This window comes from Mucilaginibacter gilvus (assembly GCF_004054195.1).
Classification (GTDB): domain Bacteria; phylum Bacteroidota; class Bacteroidia; order Sphingobacteriales; family Sphingobacteriaceae; genus Mucilaginibacter; species Mucilaginibacter gilvus.
In genome coordinates this window covers 273,501-299,816 of the sequence record NZ_SBIW01000003.1, presented here as the reverse complement: position 1 = coordinate 299,816, position 26,316 = coordinate 273,501, and the positions used below count along the sequence as shown (strand labels likewise).

The 26,316-nt window shown below is 43.6% G+C and carries 16 protein-coding genes; 13 read left to right on the top strand and 3 right to left on the bottom strand.

The window, feature by feature from the left end; genetic code table 11:
• Positions 1–111: 111 nt before the first annotated feature.
• Both EPL05_RS07260 and EPL05_RS07255 read right to left on the bottom strand, forming a co-directional pair.
• Positions 112–1,869, bottom strand: a complete 1,758-nt coding sequence (locus EPL05_RS07260; RefSeq protein ID WP_166727659.1) for a RagB/SusD family nutrient uptake outer membrane protein — start codon at positions 1,867–1,869, stop codon at positions 112–114.
• A gap of 10 nt (positions 1,870–1,879) precedes the next feature.
• Positions 1,880–5,134: a SusC/RagA family TonB-linked outer membrane protein gene (locus EPL05_RS07255; protein ID WP_128533290.1), complete on the bottom strand. Its 3,255-nt coding sequence runs from the start codon at positions 5,132–5,134 to the stop codon at positions 1,880–1,882.
• A gap of 859 nt (positions 5,135–5,993) precedes the next feature.
• Between EPL05_RS07255 and EPL05_RS07250 the strand changes: the two genes are divergently transcribed.
• From EPL05_RS07250 to EPL05_RS07200, 12 genes are all read left to right on the top strand, one after another.
• Complete coding sequence (locus tag EPL05_RS07250) at positions 5,994–10,106, top strand: hybrid sensor histidine kinase/response regulator transcription factor (protein ID WP_166727658.1); 4,113 nt, start codon at positions 5,994–5,996, stop codon at positions 10,104–10,106.
• A 424-nt stretch (positions 10,107–10,530) separates the two neighbouring features.
• Positions 10,531–11,709 (top strand): DJ-1/PfpI family protein, encoded by a 1,179-nt coding sequence (locus EPL05_RS07245; protein ID WP_128533288.1) that lies wholly within the window; start codon positions 10,531–10,533, stop codon positions 11,707–11,709.
• A gap of 19 nt (positions 11,710–11,728) precedes the next feature.
• The gene (locus EPL05_RS07240; RefSeq protein WP_208394695.1) at positions 11,729–12,091 is read left to right on the top strand and encodes a hypothetical protein; all 363 of its coding nucleotides are present in this window, start codon (positions 11,729–11,731) and stop codon (positions 12,089–12,091) included.
• 1 nt (position 12,092) lies between these two features.
• A complete protein-coding gene (locus EPL05_RS07235; protein ID WP_243837242.1) occupies positions 12,093–12,527 on the top strand; it encodes a DUF2147 domain-containing protein in 435 nt (144 codons plus the stop codon).
• Positions 12,524–12,922 carry a DUF6010 family protein gene (locus EPL05_RS07230; protein WP_128533286.1) on the top strand — a complete coding sequence of 133 codons (399 nt, stop codon included), beginning with the start codon at positions 12,524–12,526 and terminating at the stop codon, positions 12,920–12,922. The genes EPL05_RS07235 and EPL05_RS07230 overlap by 4 nt, the downstream gene beginning before the upstream one ends.
• Before the next feature lie 12 nt (positions 12,923–12,934).
• Positions 12,935–13,492 (top strand): helix-turn-helix domain-containing protein, encoded by a 558-nt coding sequence (locus EPL05_RS07225; protein WP_128533285.1) that lies wholly within the window; start codon positions 12,935–12,937, stop codon positions 13,490–13,492.
• Between the two features lie 86 nt (positions 13,493–13,578).
• Complete coding sequence (locus tag EPL05_RS07220) at positions 13,579–14,316, top strand: heavy-metal-associated domain-containing protein (RefSeq protein WP_128533284.1); 738 nt, start codon at positions 13,579–13,581, stop codon at positions 14,314–14,316.
• An 84-nt stretch (positions 14,317–14,400) separates the two neighbouring features.
• A complete protein-coding gene (locus tag EPL05_RS07215; protein WP_128533283.1) occupies positions 14,401–14,874 on the top strand; it encodes a DUF3347 domain-containing protein in 474 nt (157 codons plus the stop codon).
• A gap of 107 nt (positions 14,875–14,981) precedes the next feature.
• A complete protein-coding gene (locus tag EPL05_RS24195) occupies positions 14,982–15,830 on the top strand; it encodes a multicopper oxidase domain-containing protein (protein ID WP_208394694.1) in 849 nt (282 codons plus the stop codon).
• A gap of 50 nt (positions 15,831–15,880) precedes the next feature.
• The gene (locus tag EPL05_RS24190; protein ID WP_208394693.1) at positions 15,881–17,194 is read left to right on the top strand and encodes a multicopper oxidase domain-containing protein; all 1,314 of its coding nucleotides are present in this window, start codon (positions 15,881–15,883) and stop codon (positions 17,192–17,194) included.
• An 82-nt stretch (positions 17,195–17,276) separates the two neighbouring features.
• Complete coding sequence (locus EPL05_RS07205) at positions 17,277–18,215, top strand: GlxA family transcriptional regulator (RefSeq protein WP_128533282.1); 939 nt, start codon at positions 17,277–17,279, stop codon at positions 18,213–18,215.
• Between the two features lie 71 nt (positions 18,216–18,286).
• Positions 18,287–19,777 (top strand): serine hydrolase, encoded by a 1,491-nt coding sequence (locus tag EPL05_RS07200; protein ID WP_128533281.1) that lies wholly within the window; start codon positions 18,287–18,289, stop codon positions 19,775–19,777.
• A gap of 155 nt (positions 19,778–19,932) precedes the next feature.
• On the opposite strand, the gene EPL05_RS07195 is transcribed toward EPL05_RS07200, so the two are convergent.
• Positions 19,933–22,818, bottom strand: a complete 2,886-nt coding sequence (locus tag EPL05_RS07195; protein WP_166727657.1) for a triple tyrosine motif-containing protein — start codon at positions 22,816–22,818, stop codon at positions 19,933–19,935.
• A gap of 353 nt (positions 22,819–23,171) precedes the next feature.
• On the opposite strand from EPL05_RS07195, the gene EPL05_RS07190 reads away from it, so the two are divergent.
• Positions 23,172–26,297 (top strand): SusC/RagA family TonB-linked outer membrane protein, encoded by a 3,126-nt coding sequence (locus EPL05_RS07190; RefSeq protein WP_128533279.1) that lies wholly within the window; start codon positions 23,172–23,174, stop codon positions 26,295–26,297.
• Positions 26,298–26,316 lie beyond the last annotated feature (19 nt).

The window sequence follows — 26,316 nt, the reverse complement described above, 5'->3', positions numbered from 1 at the left end:
TGATTATTTGCATGGTAATGCGCCGCTTGCGCAAAAAAATCTATAAAAAGAAAAAATCACAGCCCCTGTAAAAACCGGGAGCTGTGATAAACTATAACTAATTTAATTGTGTTAATATCCGGGGTTTTGAACAAGTTTTGAATTCTTATTCAAAACATCTGTAGGTATTGGCAGCCAATTCATATAATCGGAATATTTGTTTTGGAACCCGGCTACCGGCGTGTAAACAAGACTGCCATCGGTGCCGGTGATTTTCATACCAACCATCGGTTTGGTTAAAACGGCATCGCCTTTGGTAGTAATTTCCCATCTCCTGATATCATACCAACGCCTGTCTTCAAAAGCCAGTTCTACATGGCGTTCCCTGCGGATAGTTGCCCGCATAGTAGCCTGAGACATGCCGGGAGTAAGCGCGGGCATTAAAACACGTGCCCTAACTAACCTCATTGCTTCATAAACACTTGCATCGGGGCCAACGGCTTCGTTTTGCGCCTCTGCATAACTTAACAATGTTTCTGCATAACGGTAAAATATGTAGTTAGACGTATTGATAGCCCCAAAACTGGCCTGGCCTTTAATAGATTCATCCAGTGTTTTACGGGCATAATATCCGGTATTTGAAATATCACCGGCCGAGCCAAGGTCAATGGCATTATTACCCCCTACCCTGGTTGTGATCAAATATCCCTGCCAGTAAGATCCATCATATATGATGGATTGTTCAAATCTCGAATCTCTGTGCAAGTAAGGATGTTGCGGATCATAACCGGATGCCGGGTCTGTAATTGGCAAACCGTTATCCATATCATAATCATCAACCAGGCCCTGTGTAGGCGAAAACCCTCCCCAAGCCTGCGTGCCGCCGTTTACCACAACGGGGCCCATAAAGCCTTCGCGCCTATGGCCCTTGCTGGGCAATGCGTAGCCGCGTGCCAAAATGGTTTCCGAATTCCAGTTATTTATAGCCAAAAACTGATCTCTATAAGCGGACGAAGTAGTGCCGGAACCAGTAGTTGAATTGATAGCTAAAGGCCCTGGTCCTGTAGCCGGACCATTTGAAGTTTTGAACAGGCTATACACGTTTAGATCCATTACCGATTTAAGGGTTGCAGCTGCTTTTGACCATTTAGCCGCGTCGTTAGCTTTATTGACCAAAGGGCTGGCCGCAAAAAGTTGTACATCTCCTTTTATCATTAACGCCGCACCCTTTGTCATCCTCCCAACATTTGCGCCTGTTTGTGTAGTAGGTAAAACGGCAGCAACTGCATCGCACTCTGTTTCTATAAATGCTACCGTTTCGTCAATTGTAGATCTGGCGTATAATATATCGCTTCCATCTAAATTACTTAAAGGCACCTTAATTATAGGCACACCACCATAATTCCTGAATAAAATTGAATAGAAAAACGCTCTCAACGCTCTAACTTCTGCAACCCGCTGTTCATACCAGGCAGCATCGTATGCACTTTTGTTGGCTTCTGCTTCTTTCAAAAATACATTACACCTCCTGATCTGCTCAAAATTACGAACCCATCCTAATTGCCCGGAAGGACCGTCGGTAGAATTCCCTGCGCTAAGGCCGTTATTGCGTATAACTGCCTGCCCTGTGTGGCCTGTTGCTGTACAATTATTATTGTCGGTCCAGCCTTCAAGGGTTTGGTCGGTTGCGTTATTGCCATCCGGCAAGCGGTCATAAATATCGTTTACAAAAAGATTGGCGTTGGCCTGAGTTTCAAAAGTAGATTTGCTGGTTAAAGTACCGCTTGCAGGTACATCCAGAAAGCCATCTTTTTTACAGGAGCCGATACTTATAACCAGCATACCGGCCAAAAAAATCTTTGCTATATTTTTACTGTATTTAAATTTCATGTTCTTAAAGTTAAAATGTTGCATTAAGTCCAAACGTTATTACTTTTTGCTGAAAGTAATTTTGAAAATTTCCAGCGTTTTCAGGGTCTATTTTCTCTTTCATCCAGGGAGTCCATAAAAACAGGTTTTGGCCTGCACTGTATATCCTCAGAGAACTGAAGGCTTTGCCTAATACTTTTTTCGAAAACGTATACCCAAGCTCTGCGCTCTTTAAGCGGATGTAAGCATTATTTCTCATCCAATGCGTTGAAAACTGCGTGTTGTTAGAGCTGGGCGTAGCTTGTACGCGGGGATATGCAGCATTCGGGTTAGTAGGCGACCAGTGATCGAGGTACACTAACTGGGTGGCCGAACCAGACTCATTGAATGGGAACGCATAAAAGCCGCCAAGTTGGAGATTGCTTCTGCCGGTACCCTGAAAAAGCAGATCCAAATCAAAATTCTTATAGGTTAGGTGCGGCGCAAGCGAATAAATTATTTGAGGTATTTCCGGGTTACCTATATCTGTCCTGTCATTAGCATCAACCTTACCATCTGGTTTACCATCAAAAGAAGCACTGTTTATGTCGGCATATTTAATATCGCCCGGTTTAACAGCTCCGTAATTCGGCACGGGTATTCCCGGTTTTAAAGTGAGGCTTTTAAGTGTAGGGTCTACAAAATCATCTAAGGTGTAGTAGCCTGCAGAAACGAGCCCAAACTGCTCGCCTAATGGGCGTCCCGTTTCTCTCCTGTTAGGGTTATTGAATGTAGAAGCGTTCTCAAACTTCTGTATTACATTGCTTTTAGCGAAGGTAAAGGTGCCTCTTACATCTAAACGTAAGCCATTTTCAAATTGCTTAAAAGTTGAAAGCGTTAAATCAACACCTCTGTTTGATAAAATCCCACCGTTAACCTGCCCTAACGTAACACCATACTCTGCCGGTATTACACCTACCTGGTTAACTAAGAAGTTAGAGCGCTTTTCGTAAAAGTAATCCGCCTCAATACCTAAAGCGCCATTCCAGAAACTTCCTTCAAAACCAATATCTGTTTTTTTAGCTCTTTCCCACGTAATGGCAGGGTTTCCCTGTAAATTTTCTGAAACGCCCTGGGTTGTACTACCGCCAATTACAGAAGAGTTTGCATTAACACCAAACTGGCTTAAATATTGATACTGACCACCGCTTGGATAGTTACCCGACTGGCCGTATGATGCGCGAAGTTTTAAGTTATCTATCCAGCTAAAATTATCTTTGATAAATTTCTCCTCAGAAAGGCGCCATCCGAGTGAAAACGCCGGGAAAAACCCAAAACGGTGCCCCGGTGCAAACACGTAACTTCCATCATACCGGCCTGCGGCTTCTACAAAATATTTACCGGCATAGCCATAGTTAAACCTGTAAACATACCCCAGTTGCTTTTGGCCACCAGAAACGCCGCCAACTCGTGAATCTGCCGGAGCTGTTCCTCCAAAATCCAACTCGTCAAAGGTTAAATCATAGTTTACACGTTCTGCATAAAAAGTTTGCCATTGTACGTTACGGGATTCTGCAACAAAAAGCCCTGTAAATTCACTTTTACCGAAAGTGCCAGCGTAATTTAATATACCCTGATAGGTACGCATGTTATTGTCGTTATACGTTTGCCTAAATAGTGGCTTGGCTTGTCCCTGAAAACTTATGGGGTAAAGATAATTTACACCAGGGCCGTATTGTGTAACACCAGCAGGAAGCTGGGCGGTAGCAAAAGGTATCGGTATATTATATTTGCGAGTAATAGAATTTTGAACAGGGCTAAAATCCAACGGGTCCTTCCCTTTATCAAAACTTACCACGCCTTTAATACTTAAACCTTTAAGCGGCAGCTTTTGATCAATGGATAATTGGGTGAACAAGGAATTAATTTTAGTCTGTTCGTAGCCACTGCCATAAATCTCACCATATAAAGATTGGCCTATATAAGCTGCAGCTAAGCCATTGCTGTACCGCACGGGGCTAATAGGAGGTTGCCTGTAGGCCTGCCTGTATATTGTACCGGCTCCCTGGCCAGGGTAGTGCTGATCTTCCTGGTACCCATTTACTTTTATATCTACCGTGGTTGATTGCGTAGCCTTTGCGGTTAAACCAAGCGACCCGTTAAATTTATTAATATAGGTGGTGCTCCACATACCATCCTGGCGGTTATAGCCAAGAGAAGCAAAGTACTTAACATCATCGGTACCTCCCGATAGCGTAAAGTTATGATATTGTATTGGAGCATTTTTCCGGATGATGTCTTTTATCGGCTGCCCATTGGGGTGCCCGTCAGGATCCTGTCCGTTTCCGAATAATTCAATATCCCTGTCGGTATACGGAAGATTAACAACTGCACCAATTGGCGCATCGTTAACTGCAGCTTCATTTTTCAACCTGGCATATTGCACAGCATCAACAAATTTGGGGATCACCGTTGGGTTCTGAAAACCGTAATACCCATTGTAAGTTAATTGAGGCTTACCTGCTTTCCCCTGCTTTGTGGTGATCAATATTACCCCGTTTGCACCGGCTACGCCATAAGGCGCTACCGCAGCAGCATCTTTTAATACAGTTAAAGTAGCTATGGTATTGGGGTCTAAACGGCTAAAATCACGTGGTACGCCATCAACAACTGTTAAGGCTCCTGTACGGCCGGTTGTAGCAGCTCCCCTTATAGTAATCTGTGAACCATCCTGCCCGGGCTCGCCGTTTCCCTGCCGTGCAATAACGCCCGATACGCGACCAACCAGCGAGTTAGTTAAGTTAACTACCGGTTTTTGTACAATATCCTTCACGGCAAGGGTAGATACCGCTGCCGTTGTAGACGTTTTCTTTTGTGTGCCGTAGCCTACAACAACTACTTCGTTTAAGTTTTTAGATGATGATTGTAGGCTTACGCTGATATCCGACTTACCATTAACAGCCACCTCTACGGCGTCGTACCCTATATAAGAAAATACAAGCACTGCGTTATCATCAGCCTGCAGCGAGAAATTTCCGTTAACATCGGTAACGGTACCAATTTTTGTCCCTTTTATTTTCACAGAAACACCGGGCAGGCTTTGGCCGTCCAGGCGGTCGGTAACCTTACCTTTTATAGTTACCGTATTCTCGTTCGTACTCTTAACAAAGGCGTAGGGGTGGGTATTGATAACGCCGGTTAAATTGTGAGCAGAACTAAGACCTGAGAAAAATAAAAGAGCAATACTGCCCAGGTAGAATTGGGGCTTTTTAACAATAGATTTTTTTTTGAGTAAAGTCTTTTTCATAATTGAACTTTTAATTGCACATAATGAGAGGTTGATTTAATTGAGGTTAATGGTGTTGATCTCTGGTTTTTAATCATGGGTTTACAGGTTATTAATTGGGTTAAATTGGCTTTAAAAAAAACTACACATCCGGCTTCACTCCCGCCCCGGCATTACCGCCGTTTAATTGGCCGGTGAATGTTGCGTTGCAGAACTTTTGCAGAAAAAGCTGTATCAGCTAAGTATTTGTTTTGTTACAGTAATTGGCTGGGACAAAGAACTTGCTTAATTGAGGCGGGAGGTTGCCACAGCATACATATTTCTTGACATGAAATGCATTTCAGTATCCTGCGTTAAAATTTGATAAAGGATAGCTTGTGTTTAACTGGATCATAGGTCATGGCACTATTTACACAGCCTGCTTTAATATTTATAATTAACAATACTTCAAAAAATAACGCCCCGGATCTCATCCCGGGGCGTTACAGCGCTAATCAACTAAAAATGGCAGGAGCCTGATGCGATAAACCTAAAGCAGACTATGACGGCAGGTTTACGCCGCAAATAACTCTAATTAATTATTTTGCCGGCTTGTCAAATCGTACATATTAATTAGCGTGCCGTACATTTAATAATCCAATAATTATATTATTCCACATATAAAGCCATTTTTGCTCTTGTTAAATAAAACACGGCCGTTAATTCATCAACAGTAGGCACACCAATTATTAACACCAATATTTTAATTATATAGGTAAGAGAAAGACCGCGTTTTCGGGCGCTTTTTTTTGCTACTATTACTTGAATTTTTGCTTAAATGAAACTAAGAAGCTTCGTTGGGTTTACAGGCCACGGTTTAAAAACCGTGCTACTTTTACTAATGGCAACTTTTATCGTTCCGCGGTTTGGGGTTTGCCAGTCTTATCCTTATAAATTCAGCTACCTTACGGTGGATGAGGGGCTATCGCATACCGATGCCAACGATATTGCGCAGGATAAAAAAGGTTACATTTGGGTGGGCACCTATTTTGGGCTCGACAGGTTCGACGGCTACTCGGTTAAAAAATATTACAACAGCAATACACCGCTAAACAATGCCTTTAAAAACAGGATAGGATGTATTTATCCCGACGGCGATGGAAATATATGGCTGGGTACAGAGGGCGGGCTGCAATACTTTAATTCGCGAACGGAAAAGTACACCGATATTAAAGAACTGAATAAAACCACCCCCACCACGTTTTGGAAGCTTTACAAACCCGCCGGTAACATCATCTATGGTTATACAAACAATCTGGTAAAAATGTACCGCATAGCGGGCAACACTATCAAAGAGATACATTTGACTCCGCCGGCAGATGTTCGTTTCTCATCCATGGAGCCGGATAAAAATGGCTTGCTCCATCTCTCGAGTAATAAAGGCGTTTTCACACTGGATGCAAGCGGCAGGTTTAAACGTGTAGTTATAACAGGCCTTACGGACACAGAACTTTCCCGCATCTACTTTGATAAATTTAACAACATGCTGCTGGGCAGCGGTAACAAGGTAGTGAGGATTGCGAGGACACAACACGCCGGCGGAACATTTCTAACCGTAGGCAAGCAGTTTACGTGCACGGGCTACCGCTACATCAGGGATATTGTGCGCGACCGCAAGCTTGATTATTGGGTAAACACCGGCTCCGCGCTGCTGAAGCTAGATAGCAACCTTAACCTTATACAGGCGGTAAATACGCAAAGCTCTCCGCACGGGTTAAACTCCAACTCGCTGAGCAAGGCCTTTATCGACCGCACTGACTGTTTGTGGGTATGTACGTTTGGTGGCGGGCTAAATTATTGCGACCTGAACGAGAAACTGTTTTACACCTTGCAGCATAACCCGGCAAATACAAATTCGTTAAGCGGCAACCACATCCGATCTGTACTCGCCGATGGTGATAATTTGTGGATTGGCACAACAGCCAATGGCTTAAACAAGTATAATTTAAAAACACAGGCATTCACCTATTATAATACCTACAACACTCCTATCAGGTTAAAAAATGATGTAATTACCGCAGTTGCCTTGGATAATGGCCATAATTTATGGATAGGGAGTTCGGGCGGGATAGAAATCTTAAAGCCCGGAGGTCGTGAATTATGGCGGCCGCCGGGTTACGAGCACTTTCCTACTTACGTGATAGATACCTTTGTGAAAGATTGCTACGGCAACATTTGGTTTGGTAACCACTCCGATAAATTTGGTGTAATATGGAAGGATGAAAAGAATTATTACCACGTAAAATACTACGGTGAAGGCTTTTTTATTTTTGCTGATAAAGACCGCCCGCAGCTACTGATCTCTAGCACACATGGTTTAAAACGGGTATTGTATGATAAAACCGGCAACATCACCCAAACTTTTCAGTATACCGCTTCGGCAAAGCCGAATTCATTAAGCTCTAACTATACCTACCCTATAGTTAAACAAAACGACAGCACCTACTGGATAGGAACTATCGGTGGCGGGGTAGACAGGCTACTACTAAATACAAAGACAAATGCTTATACCATAAAAGCCTATACAGATGACTACGGGGTTTTTAAAGACGTAGAGAGCATGGAAATAGACGATGCCGGCAACATTTGGATGGGCGGTAACGGCCTGGAATGCCTTAACACTGCAACCGGCCGGCTAATACGCTACGATAAGAACGATGGGCTGCAGGGCAACAGTTTTAAAGTAGGCTCATCCAGCAAAGGGGCCGATGGCAGGCTGTATTTTGGCGGAATAAACGGTCTAAACTACTTTTACCCCAGCCAGATAAAGGCTAACAACATCGAAGCGATGCCGGTGCTAACGGATATTCTTATCAATAACCAAAAACCAGAATACGGCGAGGCCGGCACCTCAAAAAACGCTATCAAGCAAGCTATTGGTTATTGTAAAACCCTTACGCTTAGCTACCTGCAAAACAACTTTGTTATCTCTTTCTCGTCGATGCATTTTGCCAACCCGCTAAAGTGCAAATACCGTTATAAGCTGATCGGTTTTGATAAGGACTGGAAATTCACGGATGGAAAAAACCCAAGCGCGGCCTACAGTAACCTGGATTACAGCATCTATAAATTTGTGGTGGAGGCCACTAATAATGACGGCATATGGAGCAAAGTACAAACTGAAACGGCCATTACCATTACACCTCCCTGGTGGAAATCTGCAGGTGCCAAGATTATTTACGTTTTGTTGGTACTCTCGGCACTGGCAGGCATTTACATTTACCAGGCAAGGTGGTATAGGCTAAAAAGGGAAATAGCGGTGGGCGCCGTGAACGAGAAAAAACGCGAGGAGATGCACAAGCAGCGCGAAGAACTCTACCAGCAGCAGCTGATGTTCTTCACCAATGTTTCGCACGAGTTTCGCACGCCCTTGACGTTGATTCTGGGGCCGCTGGAGAGTTTGATCAGCCAGAATAAAAACACTGCGCTCGATTACTCCTACCAGCTGATGTACCGTAATGCCAAACGGCTCATCAACCTCATTAGCGAGCTGATGAACTTCAAAAAGGTTGCCGATAGCGTTATCAGGCTGCAGGTGCAGCCACTTGGCATCAACCAGTTTTGTAAGGACCTCGCCTGGGAGTTTCAAAACATGGCTGTAAGCAAACGCCTCAGCTTTGAAGTGGTCGACCACACCGAAACCCCGGCTGGCCAGCCCCTTACCGGGTATTTTGATGTGCAGATATTGGAAAAAATACTTTTTAACCTTTTAAATAACTCATTTAAATACACCAATACCGGAGGCCGCGTCTCGTTCGAATTGTTTTTTGATATCGACCGGTTTAGACCCTCGTTTAATACTGGCTTCGAGCTGTTGAACAAGGAACATCGCGCCAAAAAGTACATCTATTTCAGGGTGGCCGATACGGGGATAGGGATTTCCAGCGATTCAATCACCCGGATCTTCGACCGTTACTACCGCATCAGTAAAAACCATCTCGGTTCGGGCGTGGGGCTTTCCATCGTAAAAAGCCTTACCGAACTGCATAAAGGCGATATTTATGTTTACAGCGACAGGTATAAAGGCACCGAGATTATCATCGGCATCCCATGGGGCGAAGAAAATTACACCGACACGGAGAAAAACACCTCTGGTATAGCTGTTGAAGCCCAACTGGAAGTAATAGACAATGCAACACTACTACCCCTCCCCGAGCAGGAAAACCACGTAACCGCTGCCTCGGCAAAAGCGCGTAAACACATTTTATTGGTAGAGGACAACCAGGAATTGCGCACGTTTTTAAAACAGGCATTTGAAAACTATTACGTTATTCATGAGGCCGAAGACGGTAATGAGGGTATTAAAATAGCAATCGAAAAAGTGCCGGATCTGATCATCAGCGATGTAATGATGCCCGGCATGAACGGGATAGAGCTCTGTAAATTAATAAAAGAACAGTTTGAAACCAGCCATATCCCCTTTATTATCCTCTCTGCCAAGGATGCGCTGGATACAAAAATTGAGGGGCTGGAATCTGGTGCCGATTATTATTTTGCCAAACCACTTAGCGTGGATCTTTTGCTGCTAACCGTTCATAATATATTTGATCAGGGCGAAAAAATGAAGCAGCGATATGCTAAGGATTACCTGTCTGAAGCTACCGAACTGGTCCATTCTGAAAAAGATAAAGAGTTTCTGAATAAACTTTTGAAGGTGATAGAAGTTCATATGCGGGACCTGAACCTCGATGTGGATTTCCTGTGCGACCACCTGTACATCAGCCGTACCAAGCTGTATCAAAAGATAAAAAGCATCTCAGATCAATCCGTGGGAGAATTTATCAGGACCATCCGCCTCAAAAAAGCTATCCAGATCATGACCCACGAAGACGTAGCTATGAACGAAGTAGCCGACAGGATAGGTTTGCAAAGTAACTCTAATTTTTCGCGGGCATTTAAAAAGGAATATGGCAAATCGCCTTTACAGTTTATGCAATCGTTAAAAAAGAGTTGAAACTTATGATTTGGTTAATCGCGGGCAGAATGACTTCATTCCATGAAAAAGGGGAATTTCACTTTAAAACTATAGGAATAGATATCGTTCTTAATAAAATGCCCGCATATTTGCAAAACCATCAGCCTGTGTCTGTATAATTGACCAGATGTTTTATTATTTACCCCCTCCGGCTCACCTTAACAATCAAATAATTTCAGGAACCACAAAAGGGGACAGATTATGTAATAATCTGTCAGAAACAACCTTGTCCAATGCTACACTCGCCGTCACGTTTTATTAGATATCCAGTTATGGGGTTCTGATAGTCGCGCATATTGGCCGCTTACTGCTACATTATACCTGTCCGTATCTGACATCTCCTTGTCATCAGACCCCTTTGTTTTTGCAACACTTTTGTGATGTAATAATTAAATTAATCACAATGAAAAAGTTTAAAAAAGTATTGCTCATTTCTTTATCGACAGTGATTGTCGCAGGGAGTACGCTTGTTTTATTGCTGCAGCCGATCATCGCCCTTGGCCAGCTACCTTCCTATTCGGGCGATAACAAATTTGATTGGAAAAAGCCTGCCTATGATCCATCCAAGAAAACAGTACTCATCATTGCCGATAACAAGGTGACAGAAATGTTTGATATGCTGGCCCCCTTCTACCTGTTTAATACCACCGGTAAATTAAATGTGTTCATCGTTGCTAAAGAAAAGGCTCCTGTAGGCATAAAAAAAGACCTCTTTATTTTGCCCCAGCTTACCTTCCATGAAGCAGATTCGATGAAGCTTGTCGCCGATGTGATCGTTATCCCGGCCCTATCAAAGCGTGATGAAAAACAAGATCTCATTTTAATATCCTTTATTAAAGACCATTTTACACCAACCACAAAAATCCTTGCCGTTTGCGACGGGGCATCTACTGCTGCTGCTACCGGCATATTTGATGGCAAACCAATCACCTGCCATGCATCTGATTTTGAAATGGTGAGATCTCACTTCCCAAAACCGCAATGGATACAACAGGTAAATGTTGCGCATAGTGGAAATTTGTACAGCACCGCCGGTGTATCTAACGCCGTGGAAGGTGCCTTAATGGTTATTAATGATCTATTTGGCAGCGAGACCATGCATTCTGCAGCTAATGACATTCACTATCCTCATCCGGAGATCTTAACGAATCACTTGAGCACGGCCATTAGCTTTGGCAACGAATTTACCGCAGTCACCAAAGTAGTTGTAGAGAAGAACCGCAGGCTAGGCCTATTGCTGCAGGAAGGCATCAATGAATTTGAGATGGTAAGTATTATTGATACTTACAACCGGTCGTTTCCTAAATCGTTTAAATGCTTCACACCGTCAGATGCAACCGTTCATACCAAATTTGGCCTGGCACTGGTGAGTACCGGCGGGAACAACACGAAAGACCTGGATGAAGTACACGTGCTTTCTCTGGATAATAAAGAAGCCATCAATTCACTGCTCGGCAGTGCAGAGATCGTTAGATACGATACAAAAAAACAGTATCCGATAGATGCCTGCCTGGAGCGCATAGGTAAGCTTTATGGAGACAAATTCCAAAACGTGGTTAAACTGATGCTGGATTACAATTAAACCAAAACAAATTAACATCATGAAAAAGATATTCCTAATGGCATTTATACTAATGTCACTCCGCACGCTGGCGCAGACCGATTCTGTAAAAGTGGAGCAATTTTGCCAGATCATTGCCGTACCAAGGTTGTTAAGCAACAAGGTGACCATCGACGTAGATTTTGGTGATGAGAAAAACTACTGGACTGAAACGAGGATCAAAACACTGGAAGGCAAGGTGAAAAAATTCAACACCATTATCGACGCCATGAACTATATGGGCAGGCTGGGGTGGTCATTCATTAACGCCTATCCGGTAAGGACATACACCACTGAGATATTCCATTTCGCGTTCAAAAGGCTTATTTACCGGTCAGAATTACAACAAACCATTCAAAACTAAAATGATGAGAATTTTTAAAATAACACTCTCCGCCATTGCGGCCTGGATGATGCTGTCCTCGGCTGCTTTGGCACAGAGCCCAGCAAAGGGTGATGAAATAACAGGTTTATACTGGTCACCTGAAAAAGACGCAAAAGTTGAGATCTATAAAAAAGGCGTGGAATATTTTGGAAAGTCGGTATGGGTAGCACACCCCAGGAGAGACAATAAAAACCCGAATGAAACACTCAAGAACCGCGAATTACTGGGCATCGACCTGTTTAGCGGCTTCCATTACAATGATGGCGCATACACTTCGGGTAAAGTTTATGACCCGGAAAGCGGAAAAACATACGATTGCAAAATGAGCTTGAAAGGGGATATTTTAAAAGTCCGCGGATACATAGGTATCTCTTTCTTCGGACGTACCGCTTACTTTCAACGCATTAAATCATGATAGCATTAATAATAGGTGTATCATCCGGCCTCCTCATTATCGGTTCTATCAGGTTACTCAGAAACATTGACGAACAACTGATCTATGGCCTTATCCTCTCAGCAATCGGTTTCTTATACGTAGGCTTTACGTGGACGGACCTACCTACCGGGTGCTTTTGTTGCCTGCAGGCGATAGTATTTCTTTTTATCGCGTATTATGGTAGTAAAAAAAGCTCATTGTTGTTAGTGGGCGGCTATTTCCTTCACGGAATGTGGGACATGGCCTATGACCTGGCATTTACGCCTACTTTGCTTCCGCCGCACTACGACCTATTTTGCATGTCTATTGATTTTACAATGGGATTTTATCTTTTTGTACTGTATTACAGAAACAAAAAATCATTTTCTTTATAGACATTTGCACCAATGAACCTGTACATCAAAAATATGGTCTGCCCCCGTTGCATTAGAGCGGTTGAACAAATTTTCCAGGGAATTGGTGCAAACGCTGCCTATGTAAAACTGGGAGAAGTGATTCTTCACGAAGACTTGACGATAAAACAGATCGAAGACTTGCGGAGCCAGTTAAAGCAACTGGGTTTCGAATTGCTGGATGATAATCACAAACAACAGATCGATCAGATAAAATCTGTCATCATCAATCGGATCCACTACCAGGGCGATAAAAAATTTAATTTATCAGCAGTTTTGGCCGAAGCCTTACACAGGGATTACTCCGTGCTCAGTAAACTATTTTCTGAAACCGAGGGTATCACCATAGAACAATATATCATTCTGCAAAGGATAGAGAAAGTTAAAGAACTGCTAATATACAATGAAATGAACCTTAATGAGATCTCTTACGAGCTCAATTACAGCAGTGTAGCGCATCTGTCGGCACAGTTTAAAAAAATAACGGGGCTTACGCCCACCCAGTTCCGCAAGAACGGCATCCACCTGCGTAAATTCCTGAATGAGGTTTAATATTTCATCCTGATATAAATCCCACCCATAATTCTATAACATACCGGGCACCGCTTCCCGGTATGTTTGTGTCAAAATAAAACATCATGACACATACTTATCAAATAACCGGAATGACCTGCGGCGGCTGCCAGCGTAAGGTTCAAGACCTTCTTTACCAGGTTGCTGGTGTAAACAAAATCGATATCAATCTTGCTAATGGCGAAGCAACTATCGAAATGGCACACCACATTTCAACCCGTTCGTTTCAAGATGCATTGCGGGCCTATCCTAAATACCAGCTATCAGAAAAAATTGCACCTACACCAGTTGCTTTCGAAGAACCTGCCGACGAGCGAAAGCCATGGGGTGAAACCTACAAACCCATCCTCCTTATCTTCTTTTACATAACAACCATTTCATTCATTGCCGCTGCCTCGGGCGATAACTTCAGCTTAAGGTACTTTATGCGAATTTTTATGGCGGGCTTTTTCATCGTCTTCTCTTTCTTTAAGCTGCTCAACCTGGATGGTTTTGCTGATAGTTACGCTATGTATGATATAGTCGCCAAAAAGTTCAGGGAATGGGGCTATATATATGCCTTTGTTGAACTGGGTTTGGGCTTAAGTTACGCGGCCAATTTCCAGCCGGTAATTATAAACTATATCACACTCCCGGTTATGGCCATCAGTATTATTGGTGTTCTGCAAAGCGTATTGAATAAACGTAAGATCAAATGCGCGTGCCTGGGCGCGGTATTTAACCTGCCAATGAGTACCATAACCATCATAGAAGATGCAATAATGATAGGGATGAGTATTAGCATGATCTTCATCATGAAATAACCTGTTCTATCTTGTCCGTATCTGACGCACTTGTGGCGCAGGCACCACACCAACACCACGTAATTTTACCTCAATTTAAATATCATGAAACAATTAATTTTTATCGCCATCTTTTGCCTGTCATCACTCATAAAAGTTAGCGGCCAGGGCAATTCCAACAATACCAGCATCCTGCAAACGTACTACGATATCAAGAACGCATTAGTAAACGGCGACGCACATGCTGCCGGCGAAAAGGCAGGCGTGTTCGCATCTGCCGTAGTCAATTTAAATACGGATAAGAACAATACCGTTATTAAAAAACTGCAAACCAATGCACACAAAATAGCCGCAACAACTGACCTCGCAGCACAACGGCTTCTTTTCGCTGCGCTGTCTTCAGATATGTATTCGTTCATAAAATCCACCTCTTTTTCAAAAGAGCCTGTCTACAGGGCATATTGCCCCATGAAAAAGGCCTATTGGCTCAGCAATGTACAAGCCATTAGTAACCCTTATTACGGCAGGGCCATGCTTACCTGCGGAAGCGTCACCGAAACAATTAACCCGATAAAATAACCTTATCAGCCATGTTCATTCGAGCCCTCCTTTTGTTTTTATTTCTTCCTGTTTTTTGCCTGGCGCAACAAGGCAGCATAAACTCAGGAGTTCCATCACCTATGCGGATGGAATCATCGAATAAAATTGCCGCAACACCCAGTGCCATCGCAATGCCGGTGGATACGGCAAAAAACAAAAAGCCGATGGTTAAAATGATGAATATGGACGATATGGGAAAACCTGGCACTGAACAGCGCATACCATTCTTTACCCGTAAGGGCAACAGAGCCATATACCATTTATACCTCACTGATACTATAGTAAACTATACCGGCAAAAACAGACCCGCACTGGCTATCAATGGCTCTATCCCTGCGCCCACCCTTAATTTCACCGAAGGCGATACGGCAGAGATCTACGTGCATAATACCATGATGATGGAAACATCTATTCATTGGCACGGGCTCATTCTGCCCAACCGATACGATGGGGTTTCTTATCTTACTACCTCGCCAATAAAAATGGGCGAAACCCATTACTATACCTTCCCTATCGTACAAAATGGCACCTACTGGTACCACTCCCATACCATGATGCAACAACAGAGCGGCTTGTATGGGGCTTTCATTATTCATAAGAAAGCAGAACCTGCTATGAAAGAATACACCTTGCTATTGAGCGACTGGACCAACGAAAATCCTGATGAAGTAGACCGGTCGCTTCATAACGCGACCGATTGGTATGGCATCCGCAAAGGGAGCACACAGAGTTACTGGGAAGCCATTAAGGCGGGGCATTTAAAAACCAAGCTTGCCAACGAATGGAAACGAATGGCCGCAATGGACGTGAGCGATGTTTATTACGATCTGTTTTTTATAAATGGCAAGGCGATGCAGAAAGCGCCTGAATTTAAAGCAGGCGAAAAAGTTAGGCTCCGGATTATCAACGGCAGTTCATCTACCTATTTTGGTTAAACTATGCCGGCGGCCCGCTTACCGTTGTAGCTAATGACGGCAAAGATGTAATGCCCATTGATGCCGACCGAATGCTGATAGGCGTTTCGGAAACCTACGATGTTATAGTGACCATGCCCAACGACAAAAGTTATGAGTTTTTAGCGACCGCTGAAGACCGGACGAAATCAGCCTCCCTTTGGCTCGGAAATGGTGATTCCGTACCTGCTACCCGGTTACCAAGACTGAAGTATTTCGACGGAATGAAAATGATGAATGGCATGATGAATATGGACGGCAGCATGAACGATATGGGCATGAAAATGAGCCTGCAACAGATGGATATGAATACGGTAATGTACGCTGAAAATTTGGACAAAACAGTTACGTTAAATTATGCCATGCTACGTTCGCCCGAAAAAACTATGCTGCCCGATGCCCCGGCCAGGGAATTGCATTTTAATCTTTCGGGAAATATGAACAGGTATGTATGGACGATTAATAATAGAGCGGTATCAGAAACGGATAAGATCCTGATCAAAAAAGGCGAAAACATCCGCATTATTCTATATAATGGCACCATGATGAGGCACCCGATGCACCTTCACGGGCACTTTTTCAGACTCATTAACGGACAGGGAGAATACTCTCCGTTAAAAACAGTGGTAGATATTATGCCAATGGAGACAGACACGCTGGAATTTGCAGCAACAGAAAGCGGGGACTGGTTTTTCCATTGCCATATCCTTTACCACATGATGAGCGGAATGGGTCGCATCTTCAGTTACGAAAATTCGCGGGCAAACCCGGAGATCCCGGACCCTGCTGCGGGGCTGCGCAAAATATACGCGGATGATAGGAAGATCCACCTCGCCGCTAAAATTGGGCTGGAAACTAACGGTAGCGACGGCGAGCTAAACTTCAACAACACCCGGTACCGGTTTCAAACAGAGTGGCGCATTGGATTAAATAACACCGATGGTTACGAAACCGAGAGCCATATAGGCCGCTATATTGGTGCCATACAGTGGTTGCTGCCATATGTGGGCTGGGATTTCCGCCATAAAAAAGGAGACGCGGCCGAACGGAATATCTTTGGGAGCGAAAGCTCCTTAACAGATCGCAGGGCATTCTGTATTGGTTTGGAATACACATTACCAATGTTGATCACCGCAGATGCACGCCTTGATACTAAAGGCAGAATTCGTTTTCAGCTTTCAAGGGAGGATGTCCCGGTATCCTCACGCATGCGTTTAAACTTCATGGTGAATTCTGATAAAGAGTATATGGCCGGGCTGAGGTATGTGCTCACCAAATACATCTCCGCCTCCACGCATTACGACAGCGATATGGGCTATGGAGCGGGCATTACTTTTACTTATTGATTGTCTGTTTACGACCTGTTGTTGTCCTCCCGGGCAATGGCTTATTCGTTAACTTTATTGCATAATATAAGTCACCTTACAAATGAAAAGAATCGCGTTTATTATCCCGCCCTCGGTTGAACTGCTCGATCTGGCGGGACCAGTACAGGTATTTACAGAAGCAAGGTTTTACGGATTTGAAGTGGATATTGAATATTACGCTTTCACACCCGAACCTGAATCAACAGCCGGCCTCGGATTTGGGCGTGTAGCTCATTTTACCGAGGCTAAGCTTGGGGAAAGTGATCTCATTTTCGTCCCGGGAATGGATTTTGAATATGTCAGCAGCATCCAATTCGGCGCCCAGCGCCCTTTTTTCAACTGGTTAAAGGAATGTTCGGAAAAGAGAATTACCATCTGTTCTATTTGCAACGGAGCATTTGCATTGGGGATGGCCGGCCTGTTAAAAGATACCGAATGCACTACACACTGGCGCAGGGTAAAGGAATTGCAAATACGGTTTCCACAGGCGAAGGTGCAATCAGATATCCTGTATGTTAAAAGCAATAATATTTATACCAGCGCGGGTATCAGCGCCGGAATTGACCTGGCACTATCTATTCTGGAGGACGTAAAAGGCCCGTTATTTACCCATAAAGTAGCCCGTGGGCTGGTGGTTTACCACCGCAGGAGCGGAAGACACAAGCAGCAAAGCATCTACCTTGATTACCGAAACCATATCAACCCCCAGGTACACGAGGTTCAGGATTATCTTATCGAGAACCTGTCGAAGGAAAATAGTATCGAAACACTCGCATCATTGGTAAACATGAGCCCCCGTAACCTGAGCCGTGTATTTAAAGAAAAAACAGGCTCAACGATCCTGGAGTATCATACCCTGCTTCGTAAAGAGTTTGCCAGCACTATGCTTAATAACCCCGAATATACCATAGAATACATTGCGGCACAGTGCGGATTCAAAACCGCCAGGCAATTGCAGCGCATCTTGAAAATTAAAACGCAGCCAGCGGAAAAACCATAGGTTTGTTTCAACTGTAAATTATATGTAACATACCCTATGATAGCAACTCTTATCATTATACTGTTAACACTATGAACCTTAAACGCCATTTTGCCCGCCTGCTATTCTTCATTCTTTTAGCCCCGCTTTTTGCCAGTGCGCAAGATCTTACATCAGATAGTATCGACGTCTTCATCAAGACTAAAATGCTTCAAAAACACATACCTGCTCTACAATTATCGGTTATCCGCAACAATAAAGTGGTTAAACTGAGCACCTACGGCACTGCCAATCTCGAAAATAATATTCCGGCTACAGATCAGAGCATTTTTTCCATCAATTCTATCACCAAGGCATTTACAGGTGTTGCTATTATGCAACTGGCAGAAGAAGGCAAGCTTAAAACAACAGATCGCCTGTCTGTGTATCTTGACAGCCTACCCGATGCCTGGCAAAAAATAACTTTGCAGCAAGTTTTAACACACACTTCGGGGCTGCCGGATATATTGGATGAAGATGAACAAATACTGGGCAATGGCGTTGAAAAAGCGGCTTTACAAAAGGCAAAAGCACTACCTATGGAGTTTAGCATAGGTGATAAGTTTAGTTATAATCAAACCGGGTATGTTTTACTTGGCCAAATTATTAATAAACTGAGCGGCATGCATTTCACTAAGTTTATTGAAGAAAGGCAGTTTAAAATAGCCGGAATGCCTTTAACCAGGTTTGGCGACTCTTATGATGTGGTTCCAAACTCCGCTGGTGCCTACACCATGACTAAATTGGTAAACGGGCAATTTGTCAGAAACCAAACACCTGGCGTAGGTTATATACAGTTCCCGCTGTTTTTCAGAACCGCGGCAGGCATCCAATCCACAGCCGCCGACATGGCAAATTGGATAATTGCGCTGAAAGAAGGAAAATTACTTAAACAAAAGTCAAGTATAGAAACCATGTGGACACCCGCGATCCTGAATAATGGCAAAGTTGGTGGATTTAACAGGCTCACCAATGGCTACGCTTTAGGCTGGCCAACCCTAACCCGAAATGATCATCCCGCTGTAGGCCCGGTAGGTGGCGGCAGGTCCGCATTGTTTATCTACCTTAAAGATGACCTTTCTATCGTTGTACTCACCAACTTAATGGGAGGCAACCCTGATCAATTTATAGATGAAATAGCCGGCTACTACGTCCCCGAACTGCATGAGGCCAACGGCTTTGGCTTATCTCCTGATATTAAAAAGCTTAGAGCGGGCTTGTTAAAACAAGGCTTTAATCACGCGGCCAGCGTTGCTGCCGATCTGCAAAAAGGGAACGCTGGTTTCAATTTAGAGGAAAAGGCTTTAAATGAATGGGGGTATCAGCTGCTCAGTCAAAAGAAACCTGCCGAAGCACTTACTATTTTTAAATTAAACACAACGCTTTATCCCACCAGCGCAAATACTTATGACAGTTATGCCGAAGTTTTGGAATTAACGGATAATAAAAAAGATGCCCTGGTCAACTACAAAATGGCATTAAAGTTAGATCCAAAAAATAAAAATGCCGAAGACCGGATAAAAAAGCTTTCTGATAATAATTAGCATGTTACAACGCCCGCAACTTCAGCCATTGTAAAAGAACAGTAAGCCGCCGTGTCCAAGTCTGGCAGCTCGAATGCTATGCAATGGATGAAAATTTAACGATGGGGCATTTTAACTTCGTTTGAATTGAAAGAATACTTAAACCAGCAAGGCAACTACTTCATCAACTCCCGCTGAATGTTGAACAAAAATTCAAAAAGATTCACCTCGGTGGGGATCTGGAGTTTTTTACGCAGGCGGTATCGGCTTACCTCCACGCCGCGTACAGATATAGCCATCAATTGGGCAATTTCCTTGCTGGATAGGTTCATGATGAGGTATGCGCAAAGTTTCAGTTCCTGCTGGTTAATGGTAGGGTACGTATCTTTAAGTAAAGACAAAAAGCCGGCGTGTACCCTGTCAAAATGGATAGAGAATTGCTGCCACTGCTCGTTCAGCTTATCCTCTTCAATGAGCATGCGTTGGATCTTTTTAATTTCCTTTACATCAACCGCATCTGTGCCCGGCTTTTGTAAACGCAGTAACTCCTCTTTTATCTTGGTTAAAAACTCTTTTTGCTGCACCAGGTTTAATGCAGAGGATGCCAGTTCGGATGTTTTATACTCCACCTCGGCCAGCAATTTCTCACTTCTCAGGTTAGCAAGCTCTTTTTCCGATCGCTCGAGCTCTAACTGGTGCTGATAAGCAAGCTGCCGTTGCTCTTCGTTATTTTTCTGTTGCTGCAACTGCAGTCCTTTTTGCTGTTTCAACAAATGTCGGCGTTCCTGCATCTGATACAACAGGTAAAGCACGCCGGCAATTATAATGCTATATAATAAGTATGCCAATATGGTTTGATACCACGGCGGGTTAATGGTAAAATTGTAAACAGTAACAACCGATTCGTTATTATGATGATTGCGGGCTTTTACTTCAAACACATACTTGCGGGCGGGCAGGTTGGTATAATCTTTTTCGGATCTTTTTGACCACTCGGACCATCCTTCGTCAAAGCCTTTTAGCAGGTAGCTGTATTCTACGTTAGATTGTTCTTCAAAAACAGGTGACGAATATTCGAAATGAAGCGAATTAAAGCCGTAGCCCAGGTCCAGCGCATCGTTAGCCGCCTGGTTATAGCCGCTGTTTATATTATTGTTGTACCCGCCGAATAGTAAACTGTCGGCACCCGACCCGGATCTCACACTGCGGATGTAAACTTTTAATGGCTGAATATTTTGCTTATACTTTGCATAATTGATATGATAAAATCCGTTTTCGCTCCCAACAAATATATTTTCAGCATCAATTGGGTAAACATTCTCGAAACCACTAAGAATACGGTTATTTAGCTCAGGGAAATTGATGATAGTTGGCGATGCTGAGTAGTCAACCACGCCCAGGCTCTTACCTTCTACAAACCAAATATTGCCTGTGGCATCTTCATTTAAATACCTTATGCTACGCGTACCGAATATTGTTTTGAACGCCTCCGCGGGTTTAAACGTGTCGGTACCTGCATCATATTCATAAATACCTTTTTCCGTGGCTACAACAACACGCCCTTTTACCTTAAACACAAAATTATTCAAGGGCGAGGGTAACCCCTGTTCTTTGGTATAGTTTTTTACCTGTTTAGTTTCGGGGTTGAGCCGGTAGACACCGCGATAAGGGTGAGATGTCCATACAATATTATTTTCATCAACCTGCAAAAACCTGGCAGATTCATAGTACGCACCCAAATTACCTCTCTCTGTGAGGGATGCGCCTTTGTTTTCAAACAAACGTACGCCATAGTAATTACCTGCAGCTATCATTTGCAACCCAAGTTTATCCGTCAATTGCTGAAAGATCCAAAATCCTGTGGCGTTATAAATGGGTGATATTTTGCCGTCCCCCACTTCAAATAACCCATCGTCGCGGCCGGCTAACAAGTGCCCCCCTACTGCGGCGATGTTCCAGGTTTGCCCCTCGGCAGCAACTTTAAAGTTATTTTTCACATAGCTTAGGTCGCCCATATCGGTTACGGGTACCTGGTAAATGCCGTTTGAAAGCGCAAAGTAAATTTTATTGTGATATAACGCGGTAGCGTAGCCCCCGCCATCTTTAAATATATCCGGGCTAATGTGTTTTACCGCGTTATTGTAAGCTATAAAATCAATACCATTATCCAACCCCAGCCAAACATTGTGGTTGGCATCGGTATACATACTGCGCACAAATATATTTTGCAGCCCTTCTTTTTTCGCAATGTTCTCTATTACCCTGCCGGTACGGTCAACTTGGTACACACCGTTTAAAAAAGTACTTAGCAGGTAAGTGTCATCGTTTAACGCCACTGCTGCCGAAAAATGCTGATGATTATCTATACCCGAGCCCGAAAGCTTAAAACTACGCAATGTTTTATCGCTGAGTAAAAACACACCATCCTTAGCTGTAGTAATCAAGCTAAACGACGTGCTATATTTGGATATTGACGTAATATAAAAACCATTGGGAAGGTCTTTTTTATCAATATAAGGTTGCCAACTACCTTTAACGTATTCCAGCAGGCCCTTTTGTTCATCGTGCGCCAATAGTTTATCCTGGTAGCATCCCAAAAACAGCCATGACCGGCTATGATATACCGTTATTTTACCATTGCTATACTTAAACAACTTGTCGTTAGATCGGAAGAAAATATCGTCACCATAACTTATAATATCCCACAGGTCGGAAAACACCTGGTCGTTTTTGGGAATAAGCCCCTTGAGAGAAGTAAATACCAGCGATCCATTGTTGCCCGGTGAAAAATACCCGATCTCGTCCTGCCCGCCAACATACAGTTTTTTATCGCTGCCAAATTCCATTGAACGTACAATAGTGCGGTTTGGCAACGGAAAAAGTTGCCAGTTGGCACCATCAAAAACTAAGACGCCCTCATTGTTGGCAAAATACATTCGCCCCTGCCCATCCTGGCGTATTTTCCAGTTTTGAGTGCCTGCGTTGTACTGCCGTTTTTCGTAATTAACTGTTTTTCGTTGCGCAATATAGGTTTGCGACAAGGCAGCACTGCCCGTTGCCATAAAAATAATTATAAGTAAAAATCTGAAATACAGCATCTTGCAGCAGATAGAAAACATCGTTAATCAGAGGTATAAATGGTGATACTAATATCGCTTTTTTTATCACTTTTTTTAGCCTTGGTGTAGTAGTGATGTAGTCCCATATTCGTACAAACGATAACCTATCACATACATTTGACCCCATGAACAGCGCATCCTTCGCTTTTTATAAACCAATATAACGTATAACCAAATTTATGATCTAACCTAACCGTGTGCATTTTCATGCACCTAAATCTTTTTAGGAAAAAACTTTTACAACCAACCGTGGGCTTAGGCCCCTTTAAATTAATTATAAACTAACATTTAACCTTATGCAATTTAAACTCAAGTTTCTTGTGGTTATCGCTTTGCTGTTTTGTTTTGTTGGCGAGGCTTATTCACAAACCCTCCGCTTAACCGGTAAAGTAACCCAGAAATCCGATGGAAAAGGCGTACCCGGTGCTACCGTTGCCATTAAAGGCACCACTTTGGGTACAGTAACAGATGTAAATGGCAATTATGCGCTCAACCTGCCGCAAGGTGGTGGCGTAGTAATGGTTTCTTTCATCGGTATGACAAGTGTTGAAAAAAACGTTACCACAGCCGGCGCTGAAAACTTTGCTTTGGATGACAACGCCCTGGCACTTAACGAAGTAGTTGTAGTAGGCTACGGCACACAAAAAGTAACCAACATATCGGGTGCTATATCTGTAGTAAAAAGCTCGGATATTAAAAAGCTGAACGCTGTACGTGCCGAAGAGGCACTACAAGGCCAGGTATCGGGTGTTACGGTACTAACGCCCGGTTCGCCGGGTGCAAGGCCTACGGTACTGGTAAGGGGTATCCCATCTTTCTCGGGTAACGACCCAACCGTGGTAGTTGACGGTTCTATCCAAACGCTCGATGATTTCAACTCCATCAATCCATCGGATATCGAATCTATCAACGTGCTTAAAGATGCGGCTACTACAGCTATTTACGGCCTTAAGGGCGGTAACGGCGTTATTGTGGTAACCACAAAATCGGGCCGCAAAAATCAAAAAACAGAATTTTCTATCAACAGCAACTACGGCGTTCAGGATGTTTCCCGCCGCATTGGTGTACTTAATGCATCCGAATACGGGGCCATTGTAAACGAAGGCAGCGTAGCCGCAGGCGGTAACGTTATTTTCCCCGACTTGTCTGTATTAGGTGCGGGTACTAACTGGCAGAAAGAGATCTTCCACACTGCGCCAATGCAATCGCATAACATATCGGCACGTGGCGGCAGCGAAAAAATGGCTTATTTCCTGTCAGGAGGCTATCTTAGCCAGGGTGGTATAGTTGGCGGTTATGATAAATCGCACTTTAATCGTGGTACCTTCACGGCTAACCTCACTTTCGATTTTACCTCAAAACTGAAGTTCATCGTAAACACCACCGGCGTTTTACTCAACAACAAAGGTGTGCAGGAAAACTCCTTTAACAGCACCATAGGTAACGCGCTTAACTTCGACCCAACCGTATCTGTTCTCAATACCGACCCGAATGTAACGAGCAAGTACGGCTATAGCAACCTGTTGATATCTGAGATATCTAACCCGCTTACCCAGTTAGATAACACTTACAACACCAACACCGGGACTAAAATTTACGGCAAGTTTGAATTGCAGTATGATATTATCAAAGGCTTAAAAGTTAACAGCCGGTTTGGTTACACCAAATACGACGATAAATCTAAAAGCTTTACACCACTGGTATTCTTAGGCCCGCTGAACGTTGAAAACGGCCTTGATGCCTCAGGTAACCCTATTACAGGTAGGCATAACAGTGTAAACCAAAGCAAAAACAGCAATTTTAACTACACCTGGGAGAACTTTGCCAACTACAGTTTCAACGTTGCTACAGACCATCACTTCGAAACCGTATTAGGTTTTTCGATGGCCAAGATCACCGGTAACGGTATGAATGTAGGCAGGCAGGACGTTCCGTTCAACTCATGGGAATTTGCTGATTACTCTGCTGCAACAGGCACCAACAGTGCCGATAACCCAAATGCCCAAACAGGCGGGTACTACCAATACTTCAGAAGGAACCTTTCCTACTTTGGCCGTGTTAACTACGATTATAAGAACCGCTACCTGGCATCATTTTCGGCACGCCGCGATGGTTCATACGCATTTGGTGTGAACAACAAGTTTGCCGATTTTTATGCAGGTTCGTTAGGTTGGGTGGTTACCAGCGAAGAGTTCTTTAAACCTTCGTTCATCGATTTTTTAAAGATCCGCGGCAGCTACGGTGTAACCGGTAACGAAAACGTATCCCCTCAGTATAATAAAATAAACACGGGCGGCCCGGATTACGGCTCTACAGCCAATAGTAACGGCTATAACTTTGGTAACGTTTTCTACACAGGCTCAACCCTTGCTTCCTCACGTAATGATGATTTGGCATGGGAGAAACAAAAACAGGGCAACATCGGGTTCGATCTTACCATGTTTCACAACAAGCTGTCTATCTCTGCCGATTATTACCAAAAAAGGGTTAGTGGGTTATTATTTACACCAAATGCGCCAGGTGTATATGGTACTTTACCCGTACCGCCTTATAATATCGGCTCAACAAAAAGCACCGGTTTAGATATTACCATTGCCTATAACGAAACCATTGGCACTGGGTTTAAACTAAACAACTCGTTCAACGTTACTACCATTAAAAACATGGTAACGGCTACCAACTCTGATGGTACTGCACGTATCCTGGGTGGTGGTTTCTTTAATGGCCAGTCGCAAACCGTTACCGTGTTTGAAAAAGGCCAAACGCCTGCTTACTTCTACGGTTATAAAACTGATGGTTTGTTCCAAAACGCGGCTGAAATTGCTGCAGCGCCAACACAAGCCGGCGCACAGCCCGGCGATATCCGCTTTGTTGATACCAATAAAGACGGTTTAATAAACGCCGATGACCAGGTAAAAATAGGCGACCCCTTTCCTAATTTTACTTTAGGCTGGAACCTTAGCATGGCTTACAAGGGCTTTGATTTTAGCGCCTTAACCTACGCGTCAATAGGGAACGATATTTATCGTGCTTATGAACGTAACGCCAACTATAGCAATAAATACCGCGCGGTACTGGCAAGATGGACAGGCGAAGGCACTACAAACGATGCACGCAACCCGCGTTATTCGTTCACCGACCCTAACAGCAACATCCGCGTATCTGACAGGTATGTTGAGGATGGTTCTTTTGTGAAAGTGAAAAACATCCAGTTGGGGTACACCTTCTCAAAAGCTACGCTAAAAAATGTGTTTAAATCGGTAAGGATCTACGCCCAGGTAAAAAATGCATTCACTATCACTAAATACAACGGTTACGATCCTGAAATATCGGGCGGTGGAAACCTGTTAGAGAATGGTATTGACCGTGGCGCCTACCCCCAGGCACGCATTTACGCAGTAGGGCTTGATATTAACTTGTAATGAATTAAACCGGAAAACA